The sequence below is a fragment of the Bradyrhizobium sp. B124 genome, assembly GCF_038967635.1.
Taxonomy (GTDB): Bacteria; Pseudomonadota; Alphaproteobacteria; order Rhizobiales; family Xanthobacteraceae; genus Bradyrhizobium.
This window is the reverse complement of sequence record NZ_CP152413.1, coordinates 4,237,437-4,253,613: the sequence shown is the minus strand read 5'-3', so window position 1 is coordinate 4,253,613 and position 16,177 is coordinate 4,237,437. Positions and strand designations below refer to the sequence as shown.

The window sequence follows — 16,177 nt, the reverse complement described above, 5'->3', positions numbered from 1 at the left end:
GACTTGACCCGGGGCGCCACTAGACTGACCGAAAACAACAAGCGGTCGGGACCACCACAGGTGGTCGGGGACGACCTTGGGAGTGACGCCATGAAATTCGGCATCTTTTACGAGCTGCAACTGCCGCGCCCCTGGAACGACGGCGACGAGCTCCGGCTCTACCAGAACGCGCTGACACAATTGGAGACCGCCGACCGGCTCGCTTACGACTACGCCTGGGTCGTCGAGCATCATTTCCTCGAGGAATATTCGCACTCGCCGGCGCCGGAATCCTTCCTCGCCGCCGCGAGCCAGCGCACTAAAAACATCCGACTCGGCCACGGCATCTTCCAGCTCACCACCAATCATCCCGCGCGCGTCGCCGAGCGGGTCGCGGTGCTCGATCTGCTCTCCAACGGTCGTTGTGAATTCGGTATGGGCGAGAGCGCCTCGATCACCGAGCTGACGCCGTTCGGCCGTGACATGGAGACCAAGCGCGAGGTGTTCGAGGAGGCTGTCGCAGCGATCTTCCCGATGTTCACCAAGGTCGGCACCGAACACCACGGCAAATATTTCGACATCCCGCTGCGCAATGTCGTGCCGAAGCCGGTACAGAAGCCGCATCCGCCGCTCTGGATGGCGTGCTCGCAACTGCCGACGATCGAGCGCGCCGGGCAAAACGGATTTGGTGCGCTCGGCTTTCAGTTCGTCAGCGCCGAGGCGGCGCATGCCTGGGTGCACGCCTACTACAATGCGATCACCAAGCGGCTGAACAAGCTCGCCGACTACGAGATCAATCCCAACATGGCGCTGGTGTCGTTCTTCATGTGCGCCGAGACGGATGAGGAGGCGCGCAAGCGCGCCGACGGCGCGACCTTCTTCCAGTTCGCGCTGCGCTATTACGGCCAGGCGCAGAACCGGCAGCGGCCGGCGCCCGGCACCGTCAACATGTGGGACGAGTACAACAAGTGGAAGCGCGAGAATCCCGAGGCGCAGGAGGCCGCATTGCGCGGCGGCCTGATCGGCTCGCCGGAAACCTTGCGCAAGAAGCTGCGACGCTTCCGCGCCTCGCATATCGATCAGGTGATCCTGCTCAACCAGGCCGGCAAGAACACCCATGAGCACATCTGCGAGTCGCTCGAATTGTTCGGCAAGGAAGTGATGCCGGAGTTCCAGCACGATCCCGAACACGATGCCTGGAAGAAGGGCGTGCTTGACGGCTCGATCCAGCTCGAGGAGATCGACACCCAGGCGTTCTCGGACCGCTATGGTAAACTCGCGGTCAATGTCGGCCCGAAGACCGCGGCCGCTGGGTGATCGATTGCTGTGCAGCGACCTCGCGATCGCGTGAAGAAAATAATTCGCTACGCGCGACCTGCGCCTTGAACGAAACGGCCCGCGCGATGCCTGCACCGAAGTGCTGATATCGCTATTTTTGTGCGGTGCTCGACAGCTTCATTCGCGCGCCCCATCATCCTGACATCGCATGATCGCGTGTTGAGAAACGCGCTTGATCGTCAGGAGAGTCTTGGAATGAAGCGTCGTGAGTTCCTCCACCTGTCGCTCGTCGCAGCCGCCACTGCCGCGCTGTCACGAAACGCGCAGGCCCAGGCGGACGCGAAGGAAATTCGTATCGGCTACCAGAAGAACGGCGTGCTCGTTATCACGCGCCAGCGTGAGGCCTTGGAAAACCATTTCAAGCCGCAGGGCGTCAGCGTGAAATGGGTCGAGTTCTCCTCGGGTCCGCCGATGATGGAGGCAATGAATGTCGGCAGCGTCGATTACGGCGCGGTCGGCGATTCCCCGCCGATCTTCGCGCAGGCGGCGGGCGCGGCCATCGTCTATGCCGCCGCGCAGCCTATCATCAATGGCTCCGGCATCCTGGTGCCGCAGAATTCGGCAATCACAGCCATCGCCGATCTCAAGGGCAAGCGGGTCGGCTTCACCAAGGGATCCAGCGCGCACAACGTCGTGATCCAGACGCTGGAGAAGGCCGGGCTGACCTACGGCGACATCACGCCGGTCTATCTGACGCCGCCGGACGCGGGTCCTGCATTTGCCAATGGCGGCATCGACGCCTGGGCGATCTGGGATCCGTATTTCGCGATCGCCGAGACCAGGCAGAACGGCCGCATTCTGGTCAAGAGCAGCGATATCACCAAGACCAACGCGTTCTACATCGCCAACCGCGATTTCGCGAACAAGCACGGTGCTCTGCTGCAGCAGATCGTCGATGTCACGACATCGACGGCGAAGTGGGCCGAGGCGCACCCCGACGAGGTCGCGAAATCGCTGGCCGCGGTCACCGGCGTGCCGCTCGATATCCAGACCATCGCGGCAAAGCGCGCCGGCTTCTCGGTCGGCCCCGTGACCGACGACATCATCGCGACCCAGCAAGGCGTCGCCGACCGCTTCTTCAAGCTCGGCCTGGTCCCGAAGCAAATCGCGATCCGCGACATCGTCTGGCGCAACACCCAGACCTGATCGGCGCGCGTTTGGTCAATTCATATGCAGAGGACATTCCCATGACGCGTTTGTTTCGGCGCTGGGTCGCCCGCGCGGTGCTCTCGGTCAGCATCGTCGCGGCGACCGTCGGCGCCTCCTACGGCCAGGACAAGGTCGTTCGCATCGGCTATCAGAAATACGGCAAGCTGGTGCTCTTGAAGAGCAAGGGTTCGCTCGAGGAGAAGCTGAAATCGGTCGGCACCAAGGTGGTGTGGACCGAGTTTCCGTCGGGGCCGCCGCTGCTCGAAGCGCTCAATGTCGGTGCGATCGATTTCGGCAACACCGGCGAGGCGCCGCCGATCTTCGCGCAGGCCGCCGGAGCGCCGATCCAGTATGTCGCCTACGAGCCGCCGGCGCCGAAGGGTGAGGCGATCCTGGTGCCGAAGGACAGCCCGATCAAGTCGGTTTCTGATTTGAAGGGCAAGAAGGTCGCGCTGAACAAGGGCTCCAACGTCCACTATCTCCTGGTGAAGGCGCTGGAGAAGGCCGGCGTCAAATATTCCGAGATCGAGCCGGTGTTCCTGGCGCCGGCCGATGCGCGCGCGGCGTTCGAGCGCGGCGCGGTCGATGCCTGGGTGATCTGGGATCCGTTCCAGGCCGCGGCGGAAGCTGCGACCGGCGCACGCACCGTCGCCGACGGCATCGGCATCGTCGCCAACTATCAGTTCTACTTCGCCTCGAAGAAGTTCCTGCAGACCGATCCGAAGGTCGTCGAGCTCGTGCTGGCGCAGCTCAGCGAGGTCGATGACTGGGCCAAGGGCGACATCCACGCCGTCGCCGAACAACTCGCGCCGAGCATCGGCCTGTCGGTGCCGGTGGTCGAGGTCGCGCTGAAGCGGCAGGCGTACGGCATCAAGCCGGTCACCGACGCCGTGATCGCGGATCAGCAACAGGTCGCCGACACCTTCTTCGCGCTCGGCCTGATCCCCAAACAAATCAAGATTTCCGACGTCGCATGGAGGCCGGGCACGTGAGCACCCCAACCAACGCCAACATCCTCTGGTTCCTGCCGACCCACGGCGACAGCCGCTATCTCGGCACGTCGATCGGCGGCCGCGAGGTGAACTTCAACTATCTGCGCCAGATCGCCCAGGCCGCGGATCAGCTCGGCTATTACGGCGTGCTGCTGCCGACGGGACGGAGCTGCGAGGATTCCTGGGTGGTGGCGTCAGCCGTCGCGCCCTGGACCGAGCGCCTGCGCTATCTCGTGGCGGTCCGGCCCGGCCTGCAGTCGCCGAGCGTTGCCGCCCGCATGACCGCGACCTTGGACCGGCTGTCGAACGGCCGTCTCTTGATCAACGTCGTCACCGGCGGCGATCCGATCGAGAACAAGGGCGACGGCATCTTCCTCGACCACGACGAACGCTACGCGGTGACGCGCGAGTTCCTCAACGTCTATAGCGATCTGCTCGCAGGCAAGACGGTCAATGTCGAAGGCAAGCACATCCGGATCGAGGATGGCCGCCTGCTGTTCAATCCGGTGCAGTCGCCGCGGCCGCCGCTCTATTTCGGCGGCTCGTCGGACGCCGGCATCGACGTCGCGGTCGATACCGTCGACAAATATCTGACCTGGGGCGAGCCGCCGGCGCAGGTCGCCGAGAAGATCGCCAGGGTGAAGGCCGTTGCCGCGCAACGCGGCCGCAAGCTGTCTTTCGGCATCCGCCTGCATGTGATCGTGCGCGAGACCAACGCGGAGGCCTGGAAGGCCGCCGACGAATTGATCCAGTACGTCACCGACGACACCATTATTGCCGCGCAGAAGATCTTTGCGCGGATGGATTCGGTCGGCCAGCAGCGCATGGCGCAGCTGCATGGCGGACGGCGCGACAAGCTCGAGATCAGCCCGAACCTCTGGGCCGGTGTCGGCCTGGTGCGCGGTGGGGCCGGCACCGCGCTGGTCGGCGATCCCCAGACCGTCGCCGCGCGGATCAAGGAGTATCAGGACGTCGGCGTCGATACCTTCATCATGTCGGGCTACCCGCATCTCGAGGAAGCCTATCGGTTCGCCGAGCTGGTGTTCCCGCTGCTGTCGCTGGCGCAGCCCGGCAACGTAACGCCGATCCGCGTCAACACCGGGCCGTTCGGCGAGACCATCGGCAACGACTATCGTCCGCAGAAGCAGGCATCGCAATCATGAGTCTCATCGACAGTCTCCCGCGCCGCAAAGCGTTTTCGAGCGAAGTGGATGCCGGTTCGCGTGAAGAAAACGCGTCGAAACAAAAATCTGGAGCTCCGTTCCGATCCCATCGGAACGGAAATAGCTCCAGCGCACCGAAATTACCCAAGGTCGACGGCCTGATTCCGTGGATCGTGCCGCTTGGCATCGTTCTGATCTGGCAACTTGCCTGTGTCACCGGCTTTGTGCCCTCGCGCGTGCTGCCGGCGCCGACCGATGTCGCGCTGGCCGGGTGGAAGCTATTGCTGTCCGGCGAGCTGGTCCGCAACATCTGGGTCAGCTTCTGGCGCGCATCGATCGGCTTTGTGATCGGTGGCGGCATCGGCTTCGCGTTCGGGCTCGCCAACGGGCTGTCGCAGCTGTCGGCGAAGCTCACCGACACCACGCTGCAGATGGTGCGCAACATCCCGCATCTGGCGTTGATCCCGCTCGTCATCCTGTGGTTCGGCATCGACGAGTCGGCCAAGCTGTTCCTGGTCGCGCTCGGCGTGTTCTTCCCGATCTATCTCAACACGCTGCACGGCATCCGCACCGTCGATCCGCAGCTGATCGAGATGGGCCGCATCTACGGCATGACCGACGGCGAACTGTTCCGCCGAGTGATCTTCCCGGGCGCGCTGCCCTCGATCTTCGTCGGGCTGCGCTTTGCGCTCGGCATCATGTGGCTGACGCTGATCGTGGCCGAGACCATCGCGGCCTCGTCGGGCCTCGGCTACATGGCGATGCAGGCGCGCGAATTCATGCTGATCGACGTCGTCGTGCTCTCGATCCTGATCTACGCCTTGCTCGGCAAGCTTGCCGACAGCGCCTCGCGGGCGCTGGAGCGGCTTACTTTGTCGTGGCACCCCGCCTTTCAGAAGAAGTGAGAATGAGAATGCAAGAAGCGCTTCGTTTCCAGCCGGTCGACGCCGAACCGGTCGACCACGCCGACGTCGTCGTGAAGGCTCGGCATTTGCGGCGCGTGACGGAAGGCGCGGCCCGCGGCCTGTCGCTGACCATCCGCGGCTTGCGCAAGGCGTTCGGCGACAATGAGGTGCTGCGCGGCATCGACCTGCACATCCCGGCCGGCCAGTTCGTCGCGATCGTCGGCCGCAGCGGCTGCGGCAAGAGCACGCTGCTGCGTCTGATCGCGGGCCTCGACGCGCCGACGGCGGGAAGCATCGCCTTCGGTGAACAACCCCGGGCGCAGGACGTCCGCGTCATGTTCCAGGAGCCGCGCCTGCTGCCCTGGGCGCGGGTGCTGTCCAATGTCGAGGTGGGGCTAGGGCGCGAGCGCTCGTCTGCGGACGCGCAGGCGCGCGCCGAGCGCGCGCTGGTCGAGGTCGGCCTCGGCGACAAGCGCGGGGAGTGGCCCTCGGTGCTTTCAGGCGGCCAGAAGCAGCGCGTGGCTCTGGCGCGGGCGCTGGTCAGCCAGCCGCGCGTGCTGGCGTTCGACGAGCCGCTCGGCGCGCTCGATGCGCTGACCCGCATTTCGATGCAGCAATTGCTGGAGCGGGTCTGGCGCGACCAGGGCTTTACCGCGATCCTGGTGACGCACGATGTCGCCGAGGCGGTCGCGCTCGCCGACCGCGTGCTGGTTATCGAGGACGGCCGGATCGCCGAGGATGTCACGATTGACCTGCCGCGGCCGCGCCGGCGTGGTTCGGCCGAGCTCGCCGCGCTCGAAGGCGAGATCCTGAAGCACCTGCTCGAGGGCAGCGAAGACACGTCCGGTCTGTGAGGTCGCCATGAATTCCATCGTCCGCAATGTTTCGATCGAGCCCGCGGTGGCGGCCGATGAATTCCGTGGCGCGATGCGCCATCTCACCGGCGGCGTCAGCGTCATCACGGCCGGCCGGGGCAAGGAGATCTCGGGAATGACGGTGACCTCGGTGTCGTCGCTGTCGGTCGAGCCGCCGTCGCTGATAGTCAGCGTCAACCGCGCTGCCTCCTCATGGCCGCTGATCGCGCGCCATGGCGTGTTCGGCGTCAACATCCTGACCGCGGATCAGCTCGACATCGCCGAGCGCTTTACCGGCAAGGGCGGCCTGAAGGGCGCCGACCGGTTCACTGGAGCCGAATGGACGACGCGCGCCTCGGGCGTGCCGTTGCTGGTCGGCGCACTGGCTGCGATCGACTGTGAGGTCGAGGAGGTCATCGAGCGGCATTCGCACGCGATCGTCATCGGTCGCGTGCTCGATGTAATCGCATCGGAGCGCACCGCAGCGCTGGCGTATTGGCACGGCGAATATGTCGCGATCGACCGCAACGAAGACGCCGCCAGGCTGGCCGAGGTCAGCCTGCCGTCACGTCACGTCCATGGCGTGCGCTAGCGCGCCGCTTGTCCGGATCAGGGCGTCAGAAGACTGCGCTCAGCGACGCCGGGCTGTCGATGATCACGGTGCTGCCGCGGACGCCGGCCCATACGGCCTGGATGGTCTGAGCCGAATTGCCCAGCGGAATGCCGACGACGAGCGTGGTCGGGATGCGGCCAAAGCTCGACGGGGTCTCGTTATAGGTGAAGCTCGCGACCACCGGCGAGACCGCGCCATTGACGGTGACGCCGAACATGCCGCCCGGGATATCGTTGCCCGTGGCGTAGGGATTCGGAACGTTGAGGGTGATGATCGCGGTGGTGCCGACGCCCTCCGGGATCGTCAGGCTGAGGCCTTGCATCGCCGTGAAAGTCCCGGAGTTGGTGGACAACGTGCCGGCGGTCTGCGCGTAAAGGGCCATTTCACTCTCCAGTTGTCAAAATATAAAAGCGCAATAGGAGATTGAATACGGCAACTGCCCGCGAGACTCAAGGGATGAATGGCAAGGGGAACGGCAAGGGGGCCGGCGCGGCATGTTGGCCGTGGCGCTTTGCCGGCAAGCGCACTAAAAGCCGCGGATGTTTCGCAGACGTGACGGTTCGATGAAGCGCGTGGGAGCCTGGCTGTTCTATCTCGTCGGCGCAATCGCCGTCGCTTATCTCGCGCTCTATGCGTATGTGACCTTCACCGGCAGAGACATCACACCCGGCGATCCGATCCGGATCTTTCGCAAGCCCGATGCGCCCAACTATTCGTGAGGCGCGGCAGTCGCGGCGGGATCGCCCGCCGCTTCCCCTTTCTCAGCCGGCGCTCGCCATGCGCTGATAGTCGGGCGCGCCATTGCCGGCAGGGGTGATGGGGATGCCGCCATCGGCATATTCGTTCAGCTTGTTGCGCAGCGTGCGGATCGAGATGCCGAGGATGTTGGCGGCATGGGTGCGGTTGCCGAGGCAGTGCTTCAGCGTTTCCAGGATCAAATCGCGTTCGACGTCGGCAACGGTGCGGCCGACCAGCGCGCGGGTGACCTGCTCGGCGGCCAGCGTGGCGTGCGCGACCGCGGGCGCGGTCTTGGCGAGGTCGAGACGGTCGCCGTCGGGGGTCAGGATCGCGTCGGCACCGATCTCGTCGCCCTGCGCCATCAGGACCGAGCGATGGATGGTGTTCTCGAGCTCACGGACGTTGCCCTGCCAGCGGTTCGCGGTCAGGACGCGGCGGGCGTCGGCAGAGATCGGACGGACGGCCACGCCGTTGGCTTCGGCATATTTCTTGGCGAAATGCTGCGCCAATTCGAGGATGTCGGCCGGACGATCGCGCAGCGGCGGGATCTTCAGGTTGACGACGTTGAGGCGGAACAGCAGGTCCTCGCGGAAGCTGCCTTCGCGCACCGCCTCCGACAGATTGCGGTTCGAGGTCGCGATGATGCGGATGTCGACCGGAACCGGCTTGGTGCCGCCGACGCGGTCGATCACGCGCTCCTGGATCGCGCGCAGCAGCTTGGACTGCAGGCGGACATCCATCTCGGAGATTTCGTCGAGCAGCAGCGTGCCGCCGGTCGCTTCCTCGAATTTGCCGATGCGGCGCGCCACCGCGCCGGTGAAGGCACCCTTCTCATGGCCGAACAGCTCGGATTCCAGCAAGTGCTCCGGGATCGCCGCGCAGTTGATCGAGATGAACGGCCGCTTGGCGCGGGCCGAGCGGGAATGGACATAGCGCGCCAGCACCTCCTTGCCGGTGCCGGACTCGCCGGTGATCATCACGGAGGCGTCCGAGCCCGCGATCTGCTGCGCGAGCTTGATCACCCGGCCCATCGCCTCGTCGCGATAGATCAGATCGCGGGCGTCGTTGGCGACCGCGGCGAGCACCGCTGCGATCAGCTCGGGGTCGGGCGGCAGCGGGATGTATTCCTTGGCGCCGGCGTGGATCGCGGCGACCGCGGCGCGGGCGTCGTTGGAGATACCGCAGGCGACGATCGGCACGTGGATGTGTTCGGCCTCGAGCCGCATCACGAGGTCGCGGATATCGAGGCCGACATCGACCAGCAGGAGGTCGGCGCCCTTGCCGCTGCGCAGCACGTTCATCGCCTGCTCGGCGGCCTCGGCGTGGGTCACCGAGGCGCCGTTGTCCATCGCGATCTTGGTCGCGGTCGTGAGCTGGCCCTTGAGGGTGCCAACGATGAGAAGCCGCATGATGATCTCCTGTTCGTCTGGTCGCGCAGGTTCCGCGCGCTACCGTCTGGTTGTTACGAGCGTTCTGCCTTGATGATTTCGGTCATGGTCACGCCGAGCTTGTCTTCCACCAGCACCACTTCACCACGCGCTACCAGGCGGTTGTTGACGTAGATGTCGATCGCCTCGCCGACGCGGCGGTCGAGCTCGAGCACGGTGCCCGGTCCGAGCTTCAGGAGGTCGCCGACGTCCATCTTGGAGCGGCCGAGCACCGCCGAGACCTGCACCGGCACGTCGAACACGGCCTCGAGGTCGGCGGCGATGCGCGCGGCATTTTCGTCCTCGTTGTAGCCGATGTCGTCGATCCCGGGCGCGTCGGCGGCGTTGAGATCGGGAAGCGGGACTTGGGTGTCGGTGTCGCTCATGGTTCAGCCCTCAATCCTTCAGCCGGCCTGGCCGCGGGACGCCAGATAGCGCCCGACGAGTTCGTTGATCTTGCCTTCGATCGCGCCGCGCTCCAGCACCACGCCGCCGTCGGCCCATTCGATCCGGCAGTCGCCGGTCGCAATCGTGGGCTCGGCGAGGATGACCAGCCGGCCCTGGAAGCCGGAATGCGCCGCCACCCGCTCGATATTGTCCTGCGCCGCCTCGTAGAGCGCGTCATTGATGCGGACCACGAGATGCGGCGTCGCCACCAGATGCGAGAAGCAGTCGGATACCAGCGCGGTGATCTCGCCGAGCGGCTCGCGTGCAACCAGTTCGGAGCAGAGCTTGCGGGCGACCGCGACCGCGACATCGACGGCCTCGGTCTCCATTCGGGTCTCGATGCCGGCAAAGCGGGCGGCGATGCCCTTGATCGCGGTGCCGATCTCTTCCAGCGCCTGCGCCGCGCGGTGGTCGCTCTCGACCTTGGCCTCGCGCAGCGCGGCCTCGTAGCCGGCACGATAGGCCCGCGCCTCGGCGTCGGCGACCTTCTGCGCGACCTCGGCCGGGGTCGGGGCACGCTCGCGCGAACGGTCCGGTGCCGAAAAGTCCGTGTCGAACAGGAATTTTGCGGGTGCGGCCATCAGTACACCAGCTCGTCGTCGGCGCGGTTCTTGGTCAGGGTGATCTCGCCGCGGGCGGCGAGGTCCTTGGCAAGGTTGACCAGCAGGGCCTGGGCCTCGTCGACGTCGCGCAGGCGCACCGGGCCCATCGCGGCCATGTCGTCCATCAGCATCTTGCCGGCGCGCGAGGACATGTTGCCGAGGAAGAAGCTGCGCACCTCCTCGTTGGCGCTCTTCAGCGCGACGCCGAGCTTGTCCTTGTCGATGTTGCGCATCAGCGTCTGGGCCGAGGCGGAATCGAGCTTGATCAGGTCGTCGAAGGTGAACATCAGCGCCTTGATGCGCTCGGCGGATTCGCGGTTTTCCTCTTCCAGCGAGGTGATGAAGCGGGTCTCGGTCTGGCGGTCAAAATTGTTGAAGATCTCGGCCATCACCTCATGGGCGTCGCGGCGGCGGGTCTGCGACAGGTTCGACATGAACTCGGTGCGCAGCGTCTGCTCGACGCGCTCGATCACTTCCTTCTGCACCGCCTCCATCCGCAGCATGCGGCCGACCACGTCGAGCGCGATGTCCTCGGGCAGGATCGCCAGCACGCGCGCGGCGTGCTCCGGCTTCAGTTTCGACAGCACCACGGCGATGGTCTGCGGGTATTCGTTCTTGAGGTAGTTGGCGAGCACCTCTTCCTGCACGTTGGAGAGCTTCTCCCACATGTTGCGCCCGGCGGGGCCGCGGATCTCGTCCATGATGCCGGTGACGCGTTCGGCCGGCAGATATTGCTGCAGCAGCCGTTCGGTGGCGTCGAAATTGCCCATCAGCGCGCCGGAGGCCGACATCCGCGACACGAATTCCAGCATCAGGTCCTCGACCACGTCGGCCTCGACGGTGCCGAGCGTCGACATGTGGACCGACAGCTCGCGGACCTCCTCGTCGTCGAGCATCGACCAGATCTTGCCGCCATACTGCTCGCCGAGGGCGAGCATCAGGATCGCGGCGCGCTTCGGGCCGGGCAGCGGCTTGCCCTTGGGCCGGGCGCTTTGCCGGTTCGCCAGCGTCGAGAGGACGGTGGCGATGTCGTTGGCGTTGGTGGTCTGGGGTACGGCGGCCATGTCAGTTCTCTACCGGCTCGCTCAGCCATTGTCGGACGATGGAGACGGTTTCGTTCGGATTGCGCTCGGCGAGTTCGCCGACCCGGTGCACGGCCTGGGCGTGGACCTGGCCCTGGATCTGGGCGACGTCGATCAATTGCGCTGCGCCGCTGCTGCTCGGGATCAGCGCCTGGCCAGGTGCACCGGCGCTCTCGGCATGGGCTTCGGCCAGTGCGGGCAGGCCCGCGCCGCCGCCGAGCGCCGGGATCACGTCGGCCGCCACGATGCGCTTGACCAGCGGGCGCACCACCATGAACAGCACGACGAGGCCGAGCATCATCATGACGCCGAGCTCGATGACATACATGACGTCGTCCTTGGTGAATTGCAGCATGCCGAGCAGGCCGGTCGGCTCGGCGATCGGCTGCGCGGTCGGCGGCTCGGCGAAACGGAGGTTGACGACCTCGACCTGGTCGCCGCGCTTCTGGTCGAAGCCGATCGCGGAGCGGACCAGGGCGGCGATGCGGTCGAGCTGCTCCTTGGTGCGGTCCTGGTAGACCATCTCGCCTTTTTCGTTCTTGGCGTAGGCGCCGTCGACGAGCACCGCGACCGAGATGCGATTGACGCGGCCGGCCTCGGTCACCTCGGTCTTGGTGGTGCGGGAAATCTCGTAATTGTTGGTTTCCTCGCTCTTCTTGCTCTGGTCGCGGGCGCGGGCGGCGTTGTCCTGGTTCTGGTTGCCCGGCAATTCGTTGTTGACGGTGACCTGGCCGGAATTGTCGGCGGTGAGGCTCGATTCCTCGCGGGTCTGGGTCGAGCGCAGCACCCGACCTTCGGGGTCGAACTTGTCCGAGGTCTGGGTGATCTTGTTGTAGTCGAAGTCGGCGGAGAGCTGGACGCGGGCGCGACCGGCGCCGACCACCGAGGAGACGATGTCCTCGACCTGCTTGCGCATCCGCTTCTCGAAGGCGGCGCGGCGCTCGTCGCCGACCGCGGCATCGGCATCGGATTGGGCGCCGTCGGCGAGCAGCTGGCCGGCCTCGTCGACGATCGAGACCCGCTGCGGCTTCAGCCCGTTGACGGCGGAGGCGACGACATGGCGGATCGCGCGGATCTGCTGCGGCTCCAGCGCGCCGCGCACCCTGAGCACGATCGAGGCGGATGGTTCCGGCGTCTCGCGCGAGAACAGCGGCTTTTCCGGCAGCACGAGGTGGACGCGCGCGGCCTGGACGCGGTCGATGGCGCGGATGGTGCGGGCGAGCTCGCCCTCCAGCGCCCTCAAATGATTGATGTTCTGGACGAAGCTCGTGGTGCCGAGCGCGTCCGATTTGTCGAAGATCTCGTAGCCGACGCCGCCGCCCTTGGGCATGCCGCCCTCGGCGAGCTTCATCCGGAGCCGCGTCACCTTGTCTTTCGGCACCATGATCGCGGCGCCGTCGCTGCGCAGCTCGAACGGGATCGCCTGGCGCTCCAGCTCCTTGATAATGGCCGAGGAATCCTCGGTCGACAGGTCGGTGAAGAGGGTGGTCATCTGTGGCGTGGTGACGCGCATGATGACGAACGCGAAGAAACCGATGAGGGCTGCGGTGACCGCAACCATGGCCGCGAGGCGGGCCGCACCAAGACCTCGGAAGAAAGCAACCAGACTTTGCACCAACGGCCCCCAGGGATTCGGCCCACGCGGGTCCGACTGGGCAAATATTGCCTAGGGTATGGTTTCCATATGGTTAACGAAGGTTAAGAACCGCGGCAAAAACGCGGACATGAAAAAAACCGGCTTCGCAAAGCGAGGCCGGTTTTCGTCAAATACCACGGTTTAGGCGAAACTTACTGCCGGTACTGCTGGATACGTGTGGTGCGCAGTCCGGCCAGACCATGCTGGTCGATCGAGAACTGCCAGGAAAGGAACTCATCGACGGTCAACGTGTAGCGGCTGCAGGCCTCCTCAAGGGAGAGCAGGCCGCCGCGGACCGCAGCGACGACTTCAGCCTTGCGGCGGATGACCCACCGCTTGGTACCGGGGGCCGGCAGGTCCGCAATCGTTAACGGGCTGCCGTCAGGCCCGATGACGTATTTCACCCTCGGGCGATGGGGTTCTGTCATGGCGTACTCACAAACTCTCAACCACTGAACTCGCAGGAGGTAACCTACGCCCACCGGTTTAAAATTTGCCTAAGCCCAAGCGTTCAATACGAATCTCGTTGGAACGGCCGGGAACAGGGCGGCGGATTGGGCGCTTGGGAGCCGCGCGCTGCCGGCTGTGCGCCTCTTGTCGGGTAGTGGAGCAAGCGGCACCCCTCTCCCTAACTCTCCCCCGCAAGGGGGAGGGAACCCTCCCGCCTGTGCGTCCCTCACATCTCTCAGGTGTAAAGAATAGCGCTACGTGAGGTGAGCACGTCACTCAGGCTCCCTCCCTCCTTGCGGGGGAGGGTTGGGGAGAGGGGTAAGCCCCGGGCGAGATGATCGATCTTGGCCTGCTCGCGCAATCAGGGCTTCGCGTCGCGGAACGTGAATGATCGTCGAGCTTCCCACTTGTTCAAATATCCTTGATCTCCACGGTGACGTCGCGCGTAACCAACCGCCTTTGCTTGCGTAGAAGAGATTGTCCGCTCACTGCAGGTGGGCGCGTTTCCCCAATCACTCCATCCGAGCACTTGTCATGATCATGAACAGACGCACCTTCTCGACCGCCTTGCTTGCCGGAGCGGCAGCTTCGCTGGTGTCTTCGCGCGGCATCGCCGCAACGCAGCCGCCGGTGAAGGCACGCAACGTCGTGCTGGTGCACGGCCTGTTCGCCGACGGCTCGTGCTGGTCCGAAGTCATTCCGCGCCTGCAGGCCGCGGGGCTCAATGTGACGTCCGTGCAAAATCCGCTGACCACGCTGCCGGAAGCGGTCACATCGGCGCAGCGGGTGCTCGATCGTCAGGACGGCCCGACCGTTCTGGTCGGCCATTCCTTCTCAGGCATGATCGTCACTGAGGCCGGCGTGCATCCGAATGTCTCGGCGCTGGTCTATGTCGCCGCGCGCGCACCCGATGCGGATGAGGACTACACTGCGCTGGCCAAGACCTATCCGACGCCGCCCGCGAGCGCCGGCATTGTGTTCGATGGCGACGAGGGCCGGCTGAGCGAAGCCGCGTTCCTGCGCGACTTCGCCGGTGACATCCCGGAAGCGAAAGCAAAAGTGCTCTATGCCGTGCAGCAGCCTTTCCACAAGCAACTGCTGGCAGGCATGACCAGCCACGCGGCCTGGCGCAGCAAGCCGAGCTACTACGCCGTCTCGACCGAGGACCGCACCATCAATCCGGATCTCGAACGCTTCATGGCCAAGCGGATGGGCGCCACCACGATCGAGGTGAAGGCCAGCCATCTCGCATTGATTTCACAGCCTGAGCCGATTGCGCGGCTGATCCTCGAGGCCGCGGGCAGGTCGGAGTGAGTGTTGCCAAGCGTGCTTCGGCAGCGAGATCGGTTTCGCCTCTCCCCGGCTGCGGGGAGAGGTCGGAATGGTTGCGTTGCGAATGCGCGTGCGCCCGAACGTGGCAAACAGCCGATGTCCGGCACGATCCAAATTTCATCAAGGGCAGTACGTCGACGGAGCGGTGACGGCTCTCAGCTGTGCATCAAGAACGGTCCTGCGTGCGCGATCCTCGACTTTCCGATTTGTAGCGGCGGTGGGCATTTTCCGATCAACTGCGCCCACCGCAGGCTTGCGCTTGGTGCTGAGCGCGTTCAGGAGCGCCGCGGCGGCGATCATCATCAAGACGCCTCCGAGACTGACCGCGATCTGCATCGAAAGCCGGTTCGAAATGTCGAGCAGATCAAGCTGGCTAACCAGCGCCAGCAGAACGCCAAGACAATAGATCGGCAGCGAATTCTCGCCGCAGCACCGCGCGCTGCGCAGGATCGGCGTCGATAGTCCTCGCCAACCGGCGGGAACGAGCCATGACGTCACGATCGCAAGAGCCAGGAAATGCAGTAGCCGCAACGGGCTCAGATTCGATTTGTCCAATGGAAATAGCAGATCCGTCACGGCCTGCGGCAGCGCCTTGATGTCCTTGCCGAGCGCGAAGACGAGGCTCATCCCCAGAAAGAGAGTGGAAAGGACCAGCGCAGGGCGCGACGTTATCCATTCCCGGATTGTCTTCCCTTCGACGACGTACCATGCACCCAGCACGACCAGAAACTGCCATGCCAGCGGATTGAAGAACCAGAAGCCGTCAGGCCAGGCAGGAACACGCCAGCCGAAGACATGCGCCAGCGCATAAAGCAGCAGCGAAACGCCAAGCGTCACGTTTGGTGCGCGCAGCAGCAGCCACAACAACGGTGCGAACAAGACGTGACAGATCACAAAGACCGGCAAGACATCGGTATTGACAGGGCGGAACTGCAGGATTGCGGCGTGAGCGAGCGTCGCGCCCGGGCGCTCGAACAGAACCGTTGTATTGCTCTCGTCGGCAAGATCGCCGCCCGCGACATAGACGAGCACAGCGCAAGCGAACACAAGCAGGAGGAACGCGACGTAGATGTCCCATCCCCGCCGCAGCGAACGGCCGATCATGCCTCTCCAGCCGTCACGTTGACGGGCTCTGCCGTAGGCCAGCGCGCAAGTCACGCCCGAGATGAACATGAAGATCTCGGCCGCATCGCAGAAGCCGTAGTTGCGCAGCGTCAGCCAGCTTCCGACGTTGTTTGGAATGTGGTCGAGAAATATCCACCATAACGCGATCCCGCGGCAGACGTCGATGCGCAGGTCGCGATCCGTCGATCTGAATTCCGGCGGAGTTTCGCCGATCAATCGCTTCGAGGTGTGGGTTCGATCATGCATTTGTCGATCTGTCTGGCGCGCGCACGGCTCCCCGTCGGGCACAGGTCCACGGGACGCCTTTGATGCTCCAGGGCGTGCGCGTGCCGGATCAGCCTCCGG

General features: G+C 64.9%; 17 protein-coding genes. 9 read left to right on the top strand and 8 right to left on the bottom strand.

The features are described from left to right. The first annotated feature begins 90 nt into the window (after positions 1-90). The 7 genes from AAFG13_RS20420 to AAFG13_RS20390 all read left to right on the top strand — a co-directional run bounded on the left by AAFG13_RS20420 (position 91) and on the right by AAFG13_RS20390 (position 6,972). Positions 91-1,296: an LLM class flavin-dependent oxidoreductase gene (locus tag AAFG13_RS20420; RefSeq protein WP_342713154.1), complete on the top strand. Its 1,206-nt coding sequence runs from the start codon at positions 91-93 to the stop codon at positions 1,294-1,296. A 216-nt stretch (positions 1,297-1,512) separates the two neighbouring features. Beyond that, on the top strand, positions 1,513-2,463 hold the full coding sequence (locus AAFG13_RS20415; protein ID WP_342713153.1) for a sulfonate ABC transporter substrate-binding protein: 951 nt from the start codon (positions 1,513-1,515) through the stop codon (positions 2,461-2,463). A 41-nt stretch (positions 2,464-2,504) separates the two neighbouring features. Then, a complete protein-coding gene (locus tag AAFG13_RS20410) occupies positions 2,505-3,458 on the top strand; it encodes a sulfonate ABC transporter substrate-binding protein (protein WP_342713152.1) in 954 nt (317 codons plus the stop codon). Then, positions 3,440-4,621: an FMNH2-dependent alkanesulfonate monooxygenase gene (gene ssuD, locus AAFG13_RS20405; RefSeq protein ID WP_342713151.1), complete on the top strand. Its 1,182-nt coding sequence runs from the start codon at positions 3,440-3,442 to the stop codon at positions 4,619-4,621. Before AAFG13_RS20410 ends, ssuD begins: the two co-directional genes overlap by 19 nt. Before the next feature lie 158 nt (positions 4,622-4,779). Then, positions 4,780-5,526 (top strand): ABC transporter permease subunit, encoded by a 747-nt coding sequence (locus tag AAFG13_RS20400; protein ID WP_212316094.1) that lies wholly within the window; start codon positions 4,780-4,782, stop codon positions 5,524-5,526. An 8-nt stretch (positions 5,527-5,534) separates the two neighbouring features. Then, on the top strand, positions 5,535-6,380 hold the full coding sequence (locus AAFG13_RS20395) for an ATP-binding cassette domain-containing protein (protein ID WP_342713364.1): 846 nt from the start codon (positions 5,535-5,537) through the stop codon (positions 6,378-6,380). A 7-nt stretch (positions 6,381-6,387) separates the two neighbouring features. Further along, positions 6,388-6,972 carry a flavin reductase family protein gene (locus tag AAFG13_RS20390; protein ID WP_342713150.1) on the top strand — a complete coding sequence of 195 codons (585 nt, stop codon included), beginning with the start codon at positions 6,388-6,390 and terminating at the stop codon, positions 6,970-6,972. A gap of 25 nt (positions 6,973-6,997) precedes the next feature. Here AAFG13_RS20390 and AAFG13_RS20385 read toward each other — a convergent pair whose 3' ends face one another. After that, positions 6,998-7,375, bottom strand: coding sequence for a hypothetical protein (locus AAFG13_RS20385; protein WP_342713149.1), 378 nt, complete (start codon positions 7,373-7,375; stop codon positions 6,998-7,000). 181 nt (positions 7,376-7,556) lie between these two features. Here AAFG13_RS20385 and AAFG13_RS20380 point away from each other — a divergent pair, with 181 nt between their 5' ends. Then, positions 7,557-7,712, top strand: a complete 156-nt coding sequence (locus AAFG13_RS20380; RefSeq protein WP_171947754.1) for a hypothetical protein — start codon at positions 7,557-7,559, stop codon at positions 7,710-7,712. A gap of 42 nt (positions 7,713-7,754) precedes the next feature. Here the strand turns inward: AAFG13_RS20380 and AAFG13_RS20375 are convergent, their stop codons facing one another. The 6 genes from AAFG13_RS20375 to AAFG13_RS20350 form a co-directional block, all read right to left on the bottom strand. Next, on the bottom strand, positions 7,755-9,140 hold the full coding sequence (locus AAFG13_RS20375) for a sigma-54 dependent transcriptional regulator (protein ID WP_223969662.1): 1,386 nt from the start codon (positions 9,138-9,140) through the stop codon (positions 7,755-7,757). A 53-nt stretch (positions 9,141-9,193) separates the two neighbouring features. Next, positions 9,194-9,544, bottom strand: a complete 351-nt coding sequence (gene fliN, locus AAFG13_RS20370; RefSeq protein ID WP_050631817.1) for a flagellar motor switch protein FliN — start codon at positions 9,542-9,544, stop codon at positions 9,194-9,196. An 18-nt stretch (positions 9,545-9,562) separates the two neighbouring features. After that, on the bottom strand, positions 9,563-10,186 hold the full coding sequence (locus AAFG13_RS20365; RefSeq protein WP_342713148.1) for a FliH/SctL family protein: 624 nt from the start codon (positions 10,184-10,186) through the stop codon (positions 9,563-9,565). After that, positions 10,186-11,271 (bottom strand): flagellar motor switch protein FliG, encoded by a 1,086-nt coding sequence (gene fliG, locus AAFG13_RS20360; protein ID WP_021077001.1) that lies wholly within the window; start codon positions 11,269-11,271, stop codon positions 10,186-10,188. Before fliG ends, AAFG13_RS20365 begins: the two co-directional genes overlap by 1 nt. A gap of 1 nt (position 11,272) precedes the next feature. Then, positions 11,273-12,904, bottom strand: coding sequence for a flagellar basal-body MS-ring/collar protein FliF (fliF, locus tag AAFG13_RS20355; protein ID WP_342713147.1), 1,632 nt, complete (start codon positions 12,902-12,904; stop codon positions 11,273-11,275). A 173-nt stretch (positions 12,905-13,077) separates the two neighbouring features. Beyond that, on the bottom strand, positions 13,078-13,353 hold the full coding sequence (locus AAFG13_RS20350; protein WP_002714638.1) for a DUF1153 domain-containing protein: 276 nt from the start codon (positions 13,351-13,353) through the stop codon (positions 13,078-13,080). Positions 13,354-13,909: 556 nt separating this feature from the next. Between AAFG13_RS20350 and AAFG13_RS20345 the strand changes: the two genes are divergently transcribed. Next, on the top strand, positions 13,910-14,689 hold the full coding sequence (locus AAFG13_RS20345; protein WP_342713146.1) for an alpha/beta hydrolase: 780 nt from the start codon (positions 13,910-13,912) through the stop codon (positions 14,687-14,689). Positions 14,690-14,827: 138 nt separating this feature from the next. Here AAFG13_RS20345 and AAFG13_RS20340 read toward each other — a convergent pair whose 3' ends face one another. Further along, entirely contained in the window at positions 14,828-16,078 is a 1,251-nt protein-coding gene (locus AAFG13_RS20340) for an OpgC domain-containing protein (protein WP_342713145.1), read from the bottom strand. Positions 16,079-16,177: the final 99 nt, after the last annotated feature.

Bases quoted from the DNA above. Each gene is read 5' to 3' on its own strand.
- AAFG13_RS20350 (WP_002714638.1), bottom strand. From the start codon at position 13,353: ATGACAGAACCCCATCGCCCGAGGGTGAAATACGTCATCGGGCCTGAC.
- AAFG13_RS20375 (WP_223969662.1), bottom strand. From the start codon at position 9,140: ATGCGGCTTCTCATCGTTGGCACCCTCAAGGGCCAGCTCACGACCGCG.
- fliN (WP_050631817.1), bottom strand. From the start codon at position 9,544: ATGAGCGACACCGACACCCAAGTCCCGCTTCCCGATCTCAACGCCGCC.
- AAFG13_RS20390 (WP_342713150.1), top strand. From the start codon at position 6,388: ATGAATTCCATCGTCCGCAATGTTTCGATCGAGCCCGCGGTGGCGGCC.
- AAFG13_RS20410 (WP_342713152.1), top strand. From the start codon at position 2,505: ATGACGCGTTTGTTTCGGCGCTGGGTCGCCCGCGCGGTGCTCTCGGTC.
- AAFG13_RS20395 (WP_342713364.1), top strand. From the start codon at position 5,535: ATGCAAGAAGCGCTTCGTTTCCAGCCGGTCGACGCCGAACCGGTCGAC.
- AAFG13_RS20365 (WP_342713148.1), bottom strand. From the start codon at position 10,186: ATGGCCGCACCCGCAAAATTCCTGTTCGACACGGACTTTTCGGCACCG.
- AAFG13_RS20345 (WP_342713146.1), top strand. From the start codon at position 13,910: ATGATCATGAACAGACGCACCTTCTCGACCGCCTTGCTTGCCGGAGCG.
- AAFG13_RS20385 (WP_342713149.1), bottom strand. From the start codon at position 7,375: ATGGCCCTTTACGCGCAGACCGCCGGCACGTTGTCCACCAACTCCGGG.
- ssuD (WP_342713151.1), top strand. From the start codon at position 3,440: ATGGAGGCCGGGCACGTGAGCACCCCAACCAACGCCAACATCCTCTGG.
- fliG (WP_021077001.1), bottom strand. From the start codon at position 11,271: ATGGCCGCCGTACCCCAGACCACCAACGCCAACGACATCGCCACCGTC.
- AAFG13_RS20420 (WP_342713154.1), top strand. From the start codon at position 91: ATGAAATTCGGCATCTTTTACGAGCTGCAACTGCCGCGCCCCTGGAAC.
- AAFG13_RS20340 (WP_342713145.1), bottom strand. From the start codon at position 16,078: ATGCATGATCGAACCCACACCTCGAAGCGATTGATCGGCGAAACTCCG.
- AAFG13_RS20380 (WP_171947754.1), top strand. From the start codon at position 7,557: ATGAAGCGCGTGGGAGCCTGGCTGTTCTATCTCGTCGGCGCAATCGCC.
- AAFG13_RS20415 (WP_342713153.1), top strand. From the start codon at position 1,513: ATGAAGCGTCGTGAGTTCCTCCACCTGTCGCTCGTCGCAGCCGCCACT.